This window comes from Methylorubrum podarium (assembly GCF_040270385.1).
Taxonomy (GTDB): Bacteria; Pseudomonadota; Alphaproteobacteria; order Rhizobiales; family Beijerinckiaceae; genus Methylobacterium; species Methylobacterium podarium.
In genome coordinates this window covers 31,633-46,464 of record NZ_JBELQE010000022.1, presented here as the reverse complement: position 1 = coordinate 46,464, position 14,832 = coordinate 31,633, and the positions used below count along the sequence as shown (strand labels likewise).

Here is a 14,832-nt window from a genome sequence, read left to right as displayed (position 1 = left end):
TTCGGCTCACAAGCCAGGGTTGCGCCGGCCGACCCGGATTGACGACACGATGCCCGCTGCGCCCGGAGGCCCGCGCCTGCTGCTGCGCCGGCTCCGCGAAGCCATGGCGGAGCCGGTCAGTCCGCAGCAGCGCCTCGACCGGATCGTCGTCCTCATCGCGGCGAACGTGATCGCCGAGGTGTGCTCGGTCTACGTGGTGCGCGATGACAACACCCTCGAACTGTTTGCAACCGAAGGTCTGAACCGCGACGCGGTCCACATCACCCGCATGCGCGCCGACGAGGGCCTCGTCGGCCTGATCGCCAAGACCGCCGAGCCGCTGGCGCTCTCCGACGCGCAGTCGCACCCCTCGTTCTCGTATCGCCCGGAGACGGGCGAGGAGATCTACCACGCCTTCCTCGGCGTGCCGCTGCTGCGCGCCGGAAATACGCTCGGCGTGCTGGTGGTCCAGAACAAGACCTACCGGGTCTATTCCGAGGAGGAGATCGAGGCGCTCCAGACCACCGCCATGGTGCTGGCCGAGCTGATCGCCTCGGGCGAGCTCCAGGCACTGTCGCCCGGCGCCGGCACCGCGGCGCGGCGCCCGGTGAGCCAGCGCGGCGTGGCGCTGGCCGACGGGATCGGCCTCGGCCACGTGGTGCTGCACGAGCCGCGCATCGTCGTGAAGACGCTGATCGCCGAGAACGTCGAGCGCGAGGTCGAGCGCCTAGAAGAGGCGATCGAGGACGTGCGCTCGGCGATCGACGAGCTGGTCGAGCGCGGCGACGGGATCGGCTCGGGCGAATCCCGCGAGATCCTCGAGACGGTCCGGATGTTCGCCCACGACAAGGGCTGGCTGCGGCGGATGCGCGAGGCGGTCCAGTCGGGCCTGACGGCGGAGGCCGCGGTCGAGCGGGTGCAGTCCGACAACCGCGCCCGGATGCTGCGCCAGAGCGATCCGTATCTCCGCGACCGCCTGCACGATCTCGACGACCTCGCCAACCGCCTGCTGCGCCGCCTCGTCGGCCAGGAAGGACGCGGGGGCGACGGCCTGCCGGAGAACGCGATCCTGGTGGCGCGCTCCATGGGGCCGGCGGCGCTCCTCGACTACGACCGGGCGCGGCTGCGCGGCGTGGTGCTGGAGGAGGGCGGGCCGACGAGCCACATCGCCATCGTCGCCCGCGCCCTCGGCATCCCGGCGGTCGGCGAGATCGCCAATGCGACGGGTCTGTGCGACTCGGGCGACGCGATCATCGTCGACGGTCTCTCCGGCGAGGTCCAGATCCGGCCGACCCCCGAGGTCGAGGCCTCCTACGCCGAGATGGTGCGCCTGCGCGCCCGGCGTCAGGAGCAGTACCGGGCGCTACGCGAGGTGCCCGCCGTCACGAAGGACGGCGTGAAGATCGGCCTGCACCTCAATGCCGGCCTGCTGGTCGATCTCACCCATCTGAACGAGACCGGGGCGGAAGGCGTCGGCCTGTTCCGCACCGAGCTGCAATTCATGATCGCCGAGCGGATGCCCTCGGCGGCCGAGCAGCAGACGCTCTACGAGGCGGTCTACGCGGCGACCGGCGACCTGCCGGTCACGATCCGCACCCTCGATATCGGCGGCGACAAGATCCTCCCCTACATGCCGGCCCTGGAGGAGGAGAACCCGGCGCTGGGCTGGCGGGCGATCCGCATCGGCCTCGACCGGCCGGCGCTGCTGCGGGTGCAGCTGCGCGCGCTCCTCAAGGCGGCGGCCGGGCGGCCGATCAAGATCATGTTCCCGATGGTCGCCACCGTCGAGGAATTCGTCCGCGCCCGCGCCATCGTCGAGCGCGAGAAGGCGCATCTGCGTCGCCACGGCTACGTTCTGCCGAGCGATTGCCGCCTCGGCGCGATGGTCGAGGTGCCCTCGCTCCTGTTCCAGATCGACGAGATCGCCCGCGAGGCGGACTTCCTGTCGGTCGGCTCCAACGACCTGATGCAGTTCCTGTTCGCGGTCGATCGCGAGAACCGGCGCGTGGCCAACCGCTTCGATCCCCTCTGCGGGGCGGCGATGCGCGCCTTCCGCCTGATCGCCGAGCGCGCCGCCGCGCAGGGCTGCCCCGCCACGGTCTGCGGCGAGATCGGCGGGCGGCCGCTGGAGGCGCTGGCGCTGATCGGCCTCGGGTTTCGCGAGTTCTCGATGTCTCCGGCCGCCATCGGCCCGGTCAAGGCGATGGTCCTCTCCGCCCATGCCGGCGAGGTCGCGCAGCTGATCGAGACCGAGCTGGCCAGGGTGACCGACGGCGCCTCGGTCCGGCCCGCGCTGGCGGCTTACGCGAAGGCCAACGGCGTGCCCATCTGACGCGCCGTCCGGCCGGTCCGGATCTTCGCACTCTTTCCTCAACTATCAGTTCCGTCGCGAGTATATTCAGGGCGATGACCCCCATTCCTCCCGATCGCCTCGACGCCATCCTGGCGCGGCACGAGTTCGTCACGGCGCAGCTCGCCGACGGCTCGGCCGATGCCGAGAGCATCGTGCAGCTCTCCCGCGAATTGTCGGAGCTCGACGGCGTCGTCGCCGCGATCCGCCACTATCGCGCGGCGGAGGCGAACCTCGCCGGCATCCGGGCGCTGATCGACGAGCCCGGCGGGGATCCCGAGATGCGCGCGCTGGCGGCGGAAGAGAAGCCCGAGGCGGAAGCTGCGCTGGAGGAGGCCCACCGCGCCCTGCAGCTGATGCTGCTGCCCAAGGACGCGGCCGACGAGAAGAGCGCGATCCTCGAAATCCGCGCCGGCACCGGCGGCGACGAGGCAGCCCTGTTCGCGGGCGACCTCTTTCGCATGTACGCGAAATACGCCGAGTCGAAGGGCTGGCGCGTCGAGGTGATCTCGGAGAGCGAGGGCACCGTCGGCGGCTATCGCGAGGTCGTCGCCGAGGTGAAGGGCCGCTCCGTATTCTCGCGGCTCAAGTTCGAGAGCGGGGCCCACCGCGTCCAGCGCGTGCCCGATACCGAGACGCAGGGGCGCATCCACACCTCCGCCGCCACCGTCGCCGTACTGCCGGAGGCGGAGGAGGTCGACGTCGTCGTCAACGAGGCCGACCTGAAGATCGACACCATGCGGGCGCAGGGCGCGGGCGGCCAGCACGTCAACAAGACAGAATCGGCGATCCGCATCACCCACCTTCCGACCGGCGTGGTGGTGTTCGTCCAGGAGGAGCGCTCGCAGCACAAGAACCGCGCCCGCGCCATGGCCCTCCTGCGGGCGAAACTGTTCGACGCCGAGCGCACCGCCAAGGATTCGGCGCGGGCGGCCGACCGCAAGGCGCAGGTCGGCTCCGGCGACCGCTCGGAACGCATCCGCACCTACAATTTCCCGCAGGGGCGCGTCACCGACCACCGCATCAACCTGACCCTCTACAAGCTGGAGGAGGTCATGGCCGGGCCGGCGCTCGACGAGGTGATCGACGCGCTGGTGACCGAGCATCAGGCCGAGCTGCTGGCGGCCGAGGGGATGGCGTGAGGCTGAGACGGCTGCGACCGGTACGATCCCTCTCCCCCGCGGATCTGGGGCAAGCCCGAGATCCGTGGGGGAGAGGGACGGGATGCGGATGCGTCGTGCTTGGTCCGGCATGACTCCCGATTTCGCGCCGACCCTCCCCCGCGAAGTCGCCCTGCGCCATCTTGTCCGGGTCTTCGAAGCGGCCCAACTGCCGGACGCCCGCTCGGATGCCCGCTTCCTCGCCCTGCACGCCCTCGCGCTCACCCCCCTCGACCTGACCCTGCGCGGGCGCGAGGCCATCGGCGAGGCCGGGGCCGAGGCGCTGGAGCGGGCGGCGGCGCGGCGGCTCGCGGGCGAGCCCGTCGCGCGGATCGTCGGCGCCTGGGAGTTCTGGGGGCTGCCCTTCGCCCTCGGGCCGGAGACGCTGGTGCCGCGGCCCGACACCGAGAGCGTGGTCGAGGCCGCACTCCGCCTGTTTCCCGACCGGAACCGGCCGTTGCGCCTGATCGACCTCGGCACCGGCACCGGCTGCATCCTCGTGGCGCTGCTGCACGAGCGCCCGAACGCCCTCGGCATCGGTCTCGACCGGGCGGAGGGCGCGCTGGCGGTCGCCCGCCGGAACGCGGCGGAGAACGGCGTCGGGGGCCGAGCGGCGTTTCTGCGCGGCTCCTGGCTCGATGCGCTGGCGGGACCGTTCGACCTGATCGTCTCGAACCCGCCCTACATCGCCGCCCCCGTCATCGCGACCCTCGAACCGGAGGTGCGCCTGCACGATCCGCTCGCCGCCCTCGACGGCGGCGCCGACGGTCTCGACGCCTACCGGGCGATTCTCCTCGCGATCGCGCGGCGGCCCGGCCTGCTCTCCGCGGGCGGCGCCCTCGTCCTGGAGATCGGCTACGACCAGGGAGGTGCGCTGACGCACCTCGCGCGGGAAATGGGATTTTCGGATGCGAGCGTCGGCCGGGATCTCGCCGGCAACGAGCGGGTCGTCACGGTTCGGCCATCCTTGGCGGGCAGGTGACGGATCGAAGGGGCGGATTCGGGGACGGTGCGTGGCGCGAAGGCCGCGACACCCGCAGAAATCCGGCATAAGCCGCCCTGGCAACGAAAAAATGCTTGTTGTCGAGGGCGTCAGTCACTAGCTTAGATATGCAGACCGCCAACGGCCCGTTGAGCGTCTCTCACAAAACGCCCGCTGCGCCGCCACGGCCAAAGGGCGCTTCCGAGTTCCGGGAGTTTTGTGAGGCACTCTTTAAGACGGTATCGGCAGGATCGGTTTTGACCGTGTCCTCCGGCTTCGGACGGTCTTCCCACCATCGAGCGGACGCGCTCCGGCAGTCGCGGCCAGGCTCGGTGGGATCGAACCTGACAGTCGAGGGATGTCTCGCGGCGCGCCGGAACAGAGCGCAGCCACCGGACGAGCGGCAAACATCGCGGGATGTGCGCGCTCGGGCGCCCTGCGCCCGGCCCGCCTCGTCCGCGAGCACGGCTCCGGCGCTGTCAGTCACACTGAGCGACAGGTAACGAGGGTCAATCGAGGCCGATGAGACCAAACCAGAATCGACGGATGCGGGGTCGCAATCGGCCCAAGGGTCCGAACCCGCTGACGCGCTCCTACGAGTCGAACGGTCCCGACGTTAAAATCCGCGGTACCGCCCAGCACATCGCCGACAAGTACGCGCAGCTCGCCCGCGACGCCCTGGCGAGCGGCGATCCGATCGCCGCGGAGAACTACTTCCAGCACGGCGAGCATTATTTCCGCATCATCACCGGTGCCCAGGAGCCGGGCCGTCCGCAGGCGAGCCAGGGCTATGCCCGCAACGGCTTCGACGAGGACGAGGACGGCGAGGACGAGACCGTCCAGGGCCAGACCAATGAGGGCGGTCGCCAGGGCTTCGGCTACGGCAGCGACGAGTACGGCGACCCGGCGCAGCAGCCGCAGCCGTTCGAGCGCCACGACTTCGACGGCCGGAACCAGGGCCGCGACCGCAACGATCGGAACCAGCGCTTCCAGAACCGCAACGAGCGCAACGACCGCGGTGACCGGGGCCAGCGGTTCGAGGGCAACCGGCCGGACTACAACCGCGGCGAGCCGCGGCAGGACTTCCGCCAGGACCGCCAGGACCGGCCCGAGCGCCAGGATCGGCCTGAACGCCAGGACCGCCAGGATTATCCCCGCCAGGATCGGCAGGATTACCGGCAGGACCGGCGCCAGGATTACCGGCAGGATTTCGGGCAGCAGCCTCAGGAAGGCCGCGAGAACCCGCGTGAGAACCGCCGCGACGCCGCGCGCTTCGAGAACGGCCGCGGCGAACCATCCGAGATGCCGCGTCAGGACGCGCGCCAGGGTGAGCCGCGCCAAGATTCGCGTCAGGTCGAGCCGCGGCAAGAGCCGCGTCAGGCCGAACCGCGTCAGGACAGCCGCGCCGAGGCCGCCCCGCGGTCCGAGGGGCCGGTGCGTCCCGATAGCCCGGCGCCGCGGCGCGGGCGTGGCCGTGCAAGTGACCGTGCCGCCGCGGCCGAGGCCGCCGACCCTTCGGCGCTGCCCGCCTTCCTGATGACCGCGACCCGCAATCCCGCTCCGCTGCCGGCTGCGGCCGAGGCTCCGGCCCCGCGCTCCGCGCCGGAGCCGCGCGAGGCAGCCCCCGTCGCCGAGGTGCCCTCGACCGAGGACGCGCCTGCCCCCAAGCCCCGGCGTCGCCGGACCCGCTACAAGGGCACCGAGGACGAGGCCGCTCCGGAGAAGGCCGATACGCCGGACGCCGCTGAGTAAGACGAGCGAGCAAGGCATGACACGGGCGGCCCGAGGGAAACCTCGGGCCGCTCTCGTTTCGGGCGGCGTCCCGAACGGCGGCTGCCGGCCGAGACGACCGGCTCAGCGCAGATAGTTGACGAGGCTCATCTCGGAGAGGATCGAGGTGACCTTGTAGCTCGCCTGCAACTGCGTCTGCAGGCTCAGGAGCTTGGCCGCGACCTCCTCCGTCGAGACCGTATCGACGCCGTCGAGGGAGGCCTCCAGGGTCGCCTTGGTGGTGTTCGCCACCGACTTCGCGTTGGCCATGCTGCTGGCCGCGAGGCCGAAATCGGTGCCGAGCTGCTCCAGGCTCTGCTGGTCCTCGCCCGCGGTGAGCAGGCCCGCCGCCCGGGTCGAGACCGCCTCGAACCGCGCCGTGTCGACGGTTCCGGTCCCGGTGGTGAAGCTCTCGGCCGCGATCGCAGCGATGCCCGCCAGCGTCCGGCGGATCGCCTCCTCGTTGGCCTGGGCGCCGATCTCCACCGTCCGGCTGGTGCCGGCCTGCACGGTCGCCGTCGCCCGCGGGTCGGCGGCGGTGTCGCCCTTGTACCAGATCACCGTCTTGGCGCTCGCGGTCTCGGCGTAGCCGTTGCCGTCCGCCGCGACGCGCCGCGGGCTCAGGCCCGCCACGGGGGATCCCTCGAAGAAGTTGAGCGAGGCGCGGGCGGTCGAACTCGCCGAGAGCTCCGTGCCGGCCGCCGTCGTGAGGGCGTTCTGGAGCGTGCGCGAGAGATTCGCGGTGGTCTCCTCCGGCGTCGCGCCGATGGCGAAGGTCGTCGCGGAGGTCGGATCCGCCGCCTGGGCGGCGGTCAGGGTGATCGTCCTGGTCGTGCCGTCATGCAGGCCGAGCTTGAGCGTGATCGCGTCGCCGGCCGTGACGCCGGTGCCGACCGTGAACGAGGTCGAGGCGGCCTGCCCGTTGGCGAAGGCCGCCGTGACGCCGGGCGGGTTCGCGCTCTGCACGCTGGCGATGTCGGCGCCGCCGAGGGCCCGCTTCAGGTTCGCGGCGCTCTCCGCCGGGGTGCTGCCGATGGCGAAGGCGCCCGCGGCGTTCCCGGCTTCGCCCGCGCGGGCCGTCAGGTCGAGGGTCTTCTGGCTGCCGTCGGCGAGCTGCACCACGACCCGCACCTGCGCGCCGTCGGCGGGCTGCTGCGCGAAGTTCAAGGTGACGTCGGGCTTCGCCCCCGCGACGAAGTTGGCGCCGAGCGCCGCGCTGTTCGAACTCGACGCGCCCATCAGGGTGAAGCCGAAATTCGCCCGCGCCTCCGGATTGGGATCCTCCGACAGGCTGACCGTCAGGGTGCCGGTGCCCTGGATCAGGCGTCCGTTGCCCGCGGGGCCGAGATCGGCCTTCTTCTGTTCGGCGATCAGCGCCTTGAGCCCATCCAGGCCCGCTGCCGGAACGCCGTTCATGATGGCGTCCTGGGAGACGACCGGTTCCGTCTCGGTGGCCCGCCCGGAGAAGACGTAGACCCCGCCCGCCTGCTGGTTCAGGGCATCGACGGCCGCCGCAAGGTTGTTGGCGGCGAGCTGGACCGTGGTCGCGGGCAGCATCTCGTTGCGCGAGGCGATGTTGCCGCTGAGGTTGGAGCGGGTGCTGTCGGAGAGCGACTTGAGCTGGGTCAGGCTGGCGCTCGTGAGCTTCACCCGGGTCTCGGCCGAGGAGATCGCCGCGAGATAGCCGTCCTGCGCGCTGATCGCCGCGTGGGCGCTCAGGCTGGTCGTGCGCGCCACGCCGAGGCCGCCATAGGTCTCGGCGGTGCGCCCCGTCGAGAGCTGCTGGGCCAGCCCGTCGAGCTGGTTCTTCATGCTGACGAGGCTCGCCGACTGGCGATCGAAGCGATAGGTGCCGGCGGCGAAGGCAGAGATGGTCATCGGCGGCTCCGCAGCTAGATTCTGAGCAGGGTGTCGATCATGTCGCGGGCGGCGGTGAGCACGCGGGCATTGGCCGCGTAGGCCTGCTGGAGCGCGATCAGGTTCGACATCTCCTCGTCGATGTTGACGCCCGAGGCGGAGGCGAAGCGGCCCTGCGCCGTCGAGAGGGCGATGCTCTGCCCCTCGTCGAGATCCTGCGCCGCCGCCGCCGCCGCGCCCTGCACCGAGATGACGCCCTGGACGAAGTCCGCGACGCTCGACCGCGTCGGGGCGTCGATGCCGCTGATGCCGCTCGACGAGGAGAACAGGCGCTGCGTGCTCGTCAGCGCGTCGTAGAGGGCCTGGGGCCGGGTCCCGTCGCCGACGCTGGATCCGGCGCCGGTTCCGGTGACCCCGACGAGGCTGCCGGCGCTGCCGACCACGGTCGGGTTCACGGCGATGCGCTGCGCGAAGCCGGTGAGCTGCGAGCCGCCGTCGAAGGAGCCGGTATAGAGCGCGGCGGACGCACCATCGACGAAGAGCGGAAGCTGCGTGGCGGACCCCTTGATGTCGCTCGCCGAGGTGACCTGCGTCACGCTGGCGCTCGCCGCCACCAGGGTGGCGCCGCCGGTCGAGAGGATCCGCAGCGCCCCCGCCGCGCCGCCCGGCGTGCTCGAGACGCTGTAGCCCCCGCCGAGCGCGGCGGAGATCGCGTCACGGACCGAGGCGGGGGAACGGCTCGCGCCGGGCTGCGGGATCGTGAAGGGGATGACCGTGGCGTTGGCGTCGTCGGTGCTCCCGGCCGGAACCGCGGGCGGCGGCGCCTGGTACGAGGGCATCAGGATGATGTTGCGCTGCGTGCCGCTGCCGTCCTGGACCGTCAGGGTGATCGCGTTGCCGGCCGAGAGGCCGGTCAGGTCGATGTCGAAGCCGCCCGTGGTGCCGTCGGTGGGGGGCGTGCCGGTGGCGACGCGGTCGGACATCGCCCGCGACAGGCCCGCCGCGAGGTCGTCGAGCTGGCGCTGAGCCTGCGGCAGCACCGTGTCGCGCAGCTCGATCGCCGCGGCGATCGAGCCGGACCGGATCGCTCCGGAGGCGAGCAGGTCGATCTTGCCGCCGCCGGGCGTCGTCGCGACGATGGTGCCGACGCCGCTATGCGCCGGGTCGGAATCGTAGAGGGCGTTGGCCGAGAGGGTGCCGCGGCCGTCGAAGCTGAGCGAGGCGGCGTCCGAACGATCGAGTAGGGTGACGCCCGAACTCGTCAGCACGCTCACGCTGCCGTCGCTCTGGGTCACGGCGTTGATGTCGATCAGGCCCGACAGGCTGGTGAGCGCCTGGTCGCGCTGATCCTCCAGATCGGGCCGGCTCGGATCGCCGGCCGAGGTCGCGACGATGCGGGTGTTGAGCTTGGCCAATTGCGCGAGCAGGTCGCTGGCCTTGCTCGTGTCGATGGAGAGCTGCGTCTCGAGTCCCGAGCGCAGGGCCTGGACGCCGTTGGCGGCGCTGCCGATGCGCGTGGCGATGTCGTTGGCCGCGCTGAGGACCGTCGCCCGCGCCGCCGTCGAGGTCGGGTTGGCGGCGAGGGTCTGGAGCGAGAGCGTGAAGTTGTTGAACACGCCGTCCAGCGCCGAGCTGTCGCCGGGCCGCCCGTAGAGCGTGTCGAGCTGCGTGCGCGTCTTGGACATCAGCGAGGTGTAGGCCGCGCCCGACGTCTCGGAGCGGAGCTGCTTGAGCGCCGCCGCGTCGAGCGCCCGGGCGACCGTGCCGGTCGCCACGCCGGCATTCCCCGAGCCCGAGGTGATCGGCGAGAGCGTGCGCCGGACATAGCCCGCCGTGCCGACATTGGCGATGTTCTGCGAGACGACCCCGATCTGGGCCTGCGTGACCCGCAGGCCGGCGGTGGCCGTGCTGAACGCGTCGAGGGCCAAGGCGCTTCTCCTCGCTCAGGGACCGGTCAGCGGATGACGTTCAGGAGGTCGGAGATCATCGTCTGCGCCGTCGACATCACCCGGGTGTTGGCAGAGTAGGCCTGTTGGGTAACGATCATCTTCGAAAATTCCGCCGCAATGTCGGTATTCGACTGCTCGAGGTTCGAGCCGACCAGGGTCGAGTCCTTGAGCCCGCTGATCGCCTCGCCCGAGGCGACGGTCTGCTGGTAGTTGCCGAGCGAGTCCGGCTTCAGCCCGTCGGGGTTGACGAACTGGGCCACCTCGACCCGGGCCAGCCCGATCACCGAGCCGTTCGAGTACTTGCCGCTGATGATGCCGTTCTCGCCGACCTCGACGGAGTTCAGCGAGCCCGAGGCGTAGCCGTTCTGCTTGAGGTCGTTGGTCGTCACCGTGCCGGAGGCGGCGGCGTACTGCGTCAGGCCGCCGCCGAGATCGAGGGCCACCGTCCCAACGTTGACGTCGTCGATGGTCAGGTTGTTGATCGCGACCGTGCTCCCCGTCGGCGCCGTCATCTGCCCGCTGGCGCTGAAGGTGAAGGCCTGGCCGATATTGGTCCAGCTCGTCTGGTTGCCGGTGACGCTGGTCTTGTCGGCGGTGAACAGGTTCCAGGTGTCGCTCGTGCCGGTCGCCGTGTCGGCGGCCGCCACCTTCGCCCAGCGGCTCTGGACGCTCACGGGGGAGCCGGAGGCGGTGTAGACGGTCAGCGCCGGGCCGGCGATGCTGTTGTCGATGAAGGTCTGTGCGTTGGCCTGGGACACGGTGCCGCCGGTCGCGCCGTTGGTCGGCGTCACCCGCGCGTCGGTGCCGTCGCTGAAGGCGGAGAGCAGGCCCTTGGTCGAGGCGGCGTTGGTGGTGGCCGGCGATTTCGGCAGGTTGGCCGAGTAGGTGATCGTCGTCGTCGGCTTGGCCGGGATGATCGCGTTGGAGATCTTGATCGGCCCCGTGCCGGTGGTCTGGCCGGTCACCGGATCGAGGCTCGCGCCGACGAGGTAGGAGCCCGCGCCGTTGACGAGGTAGCCGTCCTTGTCCGGGGCGAAATCGCCGCGGCGGGTGTAGAGGTTGGCGGTGGAGAAGCTCTCGCCGCCGCCCGTGTCGGTGGTCTTCTTGCGCACCACGAAGAAGCCCTGACCGTCGAGCGCCATGTTGGTGGAGACGCCGGTCGAGACCTTGTTGCCCTGGACCGAGTTGGTGAGCTCCGAGAAGGCCGCGACCGAACCCGCGGTCTGGGTCTTGGGGTTGCTGCTGTCGACGAGCATGTCGACGAAGCCCGTATCGATGCGCTTGTAGCCGGTCGTCTGCGAGTTCGCGATGTTGCCGGAGATGTTGCTCAACGAGAAGGATTGCGCCTTCAGGCCCGAGACCGCGGTCTGAAGCGCGGAAAAGACGTCCATGGCGTTCACTCGCTCCACAAGGCCGCACGAGGTGTTGGATGCCGGAGCGCAATCGGCATGCCAGAGCTAAGCCACTGAGATTGTTGAGGTGGCCTCTCCCCGAACTCGGCAAAAATGGACGATGCGTCCCGAACATGCGGCAGTTTCTGCCGGTTGGGGCCGTGTTTACGGCCCGTTATCGCTACGGCCGTAGGGTGGATGCTGAGCTTTCGCGTCGGACGGCACCCATGAAGAACAAGAGGACGAGCCTCGTCCACCTGATCTACTTCTCGCGCCTGACCATCTCGAACGAGCCGGCCCTGCGCGCGAAGCAGATCGGCGACATCACACGTCAGGCTCAGAAGAAGAACGAGTTCGCGGTGATCACGAGCTTTCTCATCATCGACCAGAATTTCGCGATCCAGGTCGTCGAGGGCGAGCGTCAATCGGTCAACGAGACCTTCCAGCGGATCGCCGCCGATTCGCGTCACCGCGACGTGCAGATCGTCGAGTGGCGCGAGATCGCCAAGCGGGATTTCGTCAGCTCGTTCACCACGGTGAGCCGGACGCCCGCCAACGAGCCGCACTTCGCCAAATCCGGCCTTCTGCCGATGCTGCAGCGGGGCACGCCGAAGGGCAGCGCGATCCACGGGCTGGCCGTCACGCTCCAAGCCGAATCGATGGCCAAGCAGGGCATCGACCATCTGTTCGTTTGAGCGGGCGGGCTGCCCGCCCGCCCTTCAGAGATCCTGTTGAGATACCATCCCGGACGCCATGAGCGACACGCTTCCCATCCTCATCGTCGATGACCAGCCCAAGCTCCTGCGGCTGATCATCGAGTTGATGACCCGCCTCGGATTCCCGGACGTCGAGGGCGTGTCGGACGCCACCGAGGCGCTCGTGCGCATGCGGGAGCGCCGCTACGCCCTCGTCATCTCCGATCTCGCCATGGAGCCGATGGACGGACTCCAGCTCCTGCGGGAGATCCGGGCCGACGACAGCCTGATGAACACGCCCTTCATCCTCACCGAGACCTCGTTCGACTTCGAGGACATCAACCACGCCCACGTCGCGGGCGCCGACGCCTTCATCCTCAAGCCGTTCGACATCAACCTCCTGAAGACGAAGCTGAAACAGGTGCTCAACCGCAAGCCGCGCCGCCGCGAGGCGCCGCTGCCCGCCGAGTCGACGCTGAGCCAGGAATTCCCGCTGCTCGGTAAGTTCTGAACCGGCCGCTTCGGACCCGGCGCGCACGCGTCCCGGGGAAAGGTTTTTTAGACGCGCGGGATCGCTCGGGCGCCGCACGGCTGCATTGCCGAATGATCGGCAGACCATCAGAAAAACGATCTGTGGTTGGAGTCCGGGTAGGCACTCTTAACCGGATCCGGCCATTCTCGCCGGGAACTGAGACGAAGTCGGGCGAGCGATGCACGCGCAGGCCGAATGTGATGCAGCCGCGGATCGACAATCGGATCCGCCGAGCGGGGCGGTGACCATGCGCGGATCCGTGCGGCGCGCCGGCCTGCGGCTGTGCCTGATCGTGGCCGGATCGGCCGTCACCGCGCTCGCCGCCTCCTTTTCCGCGGAACCGGTCTCGCGGGCCCTGCTCGTCGCGGGTGCCGGCGCCGCGGCACTCGCCCTCGCGCTCCTCACGCTGCGCCGTCTCGTCCACGATCTCACCGTCGCGATGCGGCCGACCGACATCACGATCCTGCGCCGCCGCGAGGAGGAATTGAGCGACCGCGTCGCCCGGCTGCACGCGGCGCTCGACACCCTGTCTCTCGGCTTCCTGCTCTACGATCGCGATCACCGGCTGCTCGTGGTCAACCGCCGCTATCACGAGATCTACCGCCTGCCCCCCGGCGCCGTGACGCCGGGCATGCCGGCCCTGGAGGTTCTGCGCAGGAACGTCATTGCCGAAAACCTGTCGGACGCGAGCGAGGCCGAACAGGTCGCCGAGATCGGCGCGCTGATGGGGGCGGACGCCGTGCCGACCCAGATCCAGCACCTCGCCGACGGACGCGTCGTCGCCATCGAGATCCAGCCGATCGACGGCGGCGGCTTCGTGGCGATCTACGAGGAGGCGACCGAGCGCTGGAACGCCGAGGCCCGCATCGCCCACATGGCCCGGCACGATGCCGTGACCGACCTGCCCAACCGCGTGCTCCTGCGCGAGCGCATCGAGGGGGCGATCACCCAGGCCCGGCGCGACACCGGCTTCGCCGTGCTCTGCCTCGACCTCGACAACTTCAAGCAGGTCAACGACACCCTCGGCCACGCGGTCGGCGACGAGCTGCTGCAGGCGGTGGCCCACCGCCTCAAGGCCTGCCTGCGCGAGGTCGACACCGTCGCCCGGCTCGGCGGCGACGAGTTCGCGATCATCCAGACGGCGGTCGAGGCACCGGCGGATGCCGCCACCCTGGCCCAGCGCATCCTCGACGTGGTCAGCGCGCCCTACGCGCTTACCCATCATTCCGTCACCGTGGGTGTCAGCATCGGCATCGCGCTCGCGCCCGGAGACGGCCTGGAGCCCGAGCGGCTGATGCAATGCGCCGACGTCGCCCTCTACCGCGCCAAGGGCGACGGGCGCGGCGTGTTCCGGTTCTTCGAGGCGGAGATGGATGCCCGCCTTCAGGCCCGCCGTTCCCTCGAACTCGACCTGCGCGCCGCCTTCGAGGCGGAGGCGTTCGACCTGCACTACCAGCCGATCTACGACCTCGCCCAGGAGCGCATCTGCGGCTTCGAGGCGCTGCTGCGCTGGACGCACCCGGTGCGGGGCCGCGTCTCGCCCGCCGAGTTCGTGCCGCTCGCCGAGGAGATCGGCCTGATCGTGCCGTTAGGCGAATGGGTCCTGCGGCGCGCCTGCCGCGAGGCCGCGGGCTGGCCCGAGGGGCTCAAGGTGGCGGTCAACGTCTCGGCGGCGCAATTCACCTCGACCGCGCTGATCGCGACGGTGAAGGCGGCGCTGGCCGAGAGCGGCCTGCCCGCCTGCCGCCTCGAACTGGAGATCACCGAGAGCGTCCTGCTCGTGAACGGCGGCGCCACCGTCGCGATCCTGCACGGGCTGCGCGATCTCGGGGTCCGCATCGCCATGGACGATTTCGGCACCGGCTATTCCAGCCTGAGCTACCTGCGCAGCTTCCCCTTCGACAAGATGAAGGTCGATCAATCCTTCACCCGCGACCTGACGGTGGAGCAGGGCTCGGGCTTCATCGTGCGGGCGGTGGTCAGCCTCGCCTCCAGCCTCGGCATGACGACGACCGCGGAGGGTGTCGAGACGCCGGAGCAGCTCGCGTGGCTGCGCGAGGAGGGCTGCGACGAGGTGCAGGGCTACCTGTTCAGCCCGCCGGTGCCGGCGAGCGCGTTGCCGGCCCTGCTCGACACCTGGAACGGCCGGGCGCGCCGCGCCGCCTGA

The 14,832-nt window shown here is 70.3% G+C and carries 10 protein-coding genes; 7 read left to right on the top strand and 3 right to left on the bottom strand.

Annotation, left to right across the window (positions count from 1 at the left end; genetic code table 11):
* The first annotated feature begins 49 nt into the window (after positions 1–49).
* From ptsP to ABS772_RS03015, 4 genes are all read left to right on the top strand, one after another.
* Entirely contained in the window at positions 50–2,311 is a 2,262-nt protein-coding gene (ptsP, locus tag ABS772_RS03030) for a phosphoenolpyruvate--protein phosphotransferase (RefSeq protein WP_238257011.1), read from the top strand.
* A gap of 74 nt (positions 2,312–2,385) precedes the next feature.
* Positions 2,386–3,471 carry a peptide chain release factor 1 gene (prfA, locus tag ABS772_RS03025; protein ID WP_350392069.1) on the top strand — a complete coding sequence of 362 codons (1,086 nt, stop codon included), beginning with the start codon at positions 2,386–2,388 and terminating at the stop codon, positions 3,469–3,471.
* A gap of 109 nt (positions 3,472–3,580) precedes the next feature.
* On the top strand, positions 3,581–4,471 hold the full coding sequence (prmC, locus tag ABS772_RS03020) for a peptide chain release factor N(5)-glutamine methyltransferase (protein ID WP_350392145.1): 891 nt from the start codon (positions 3,581–3,583) through the stop codon (positions 4,469–4,471).
* 546 nt (positions 4,472–5,017) lie between these two features.
* Complete coding sequence (locus ABS772_RS03015) at positions 5,018–6,223, top strand: DUF4167 domain-containing protein (protein ID WP_350392067.1); 1,206 nt, start codon at positions 5,018–5,020, stop codon at positions 6,221–6,223.
* A gap of 102 nt (positions 6,224–6,325) precedes the next feature.
* Here the strand turns inward: ABS772_RS03015 and ABS772_RS03010 are convergent, their stop codons facing one another.
* The 3 genes from ABS772_RS03010 to ABS772_RS03000 are packed head-to-tail and all read right to left on the bottom strand — an operon-like array spanning position 6,326 to position 11,438.
* Positions 6,326–8,119 carry a hypothetical protein gene (locus ABS772_RS03010; protein WP_350392065.1) on the bottom strand — a complete coding sequence of 598 codons (1,794 nt, stop codon included), beginning with the start codon at positions 8,117–8,119 and terminating at the stop codon, positions 6,326–6,328.
* 14 nt (positions 8,120–8,133) lie between these two features.
* The gene (gene flgK / locus ABS772_RS03005) at positions 8,134–10,026 is read right to left on the bottom strand and encodes a flagellar hook-associated protein FlgK (protein WP_350392063.1); all 1,893 of its coding nucleotides are present in this window, start codon (positions 10,024–10,026) and stop codon (positions 8,134–8,136) included.
* Between the two features lie 26 nt (positions 10,027–10,052).
* Positions 10,053–11,438 carry a flagellar hook protein FlgE gene (locus tag ABS772_RS03000; RefSeq protein ID WP_350392061.1) on the bottom strand — a complete coding sequence of 462 codons (1,386 nt, stop codon included), beginning with the start codon at positions 11,436–11,438 and terminating at the stop codon, positions 10,053–10,055.
* A 227-nt stretch (positions 11,439–11,665) separates the two neighbouring features.
* On the opposite strand from ABS772_RS03000, the gene ABS772_RS02995 reads away from it, so the two are divergent.
* The 3 genes from ABS772_RS02995 (at position 11,666) to ABS772_RS02985 (ending at position 14,832) form a co-directional block, all read left to right on the top strand.
* Entirely contained in the window at positions 11,666–12,133 is a 468-nt protein-coding gene (locus ABS772_RS02995; RefSeq protein ID WP_238254605.1) for a BLUF domain-containing protein, read from the top strand.
* Positions 12,134–12,191: 58 nt separating this feature from the next.
* Positions 12,192–12,644, top strand: coding sequence for a response regulator (locus ABS772_RS02990; protein ID WP_238254606.1), 453 nt, complete (start codon positions 12,192–12,194; stop codon positions 12,642–12,644).
* A gap of 268 nt (positions 12,645–12,912) precedes the next feature.
* The gene (locus ABS772_RS02985) at positions 12,913–14,832 is read left to right on the top strand and encodes a putative bifunctional diguanylate cyclase/phosphodiesterase (RefSeq protein ID WP_350392058.1); all 1,920 of its coding nucleotides are present in this window, start codon (positions 12,913–12,915) and stop codon (positions 14,830–14,832) included.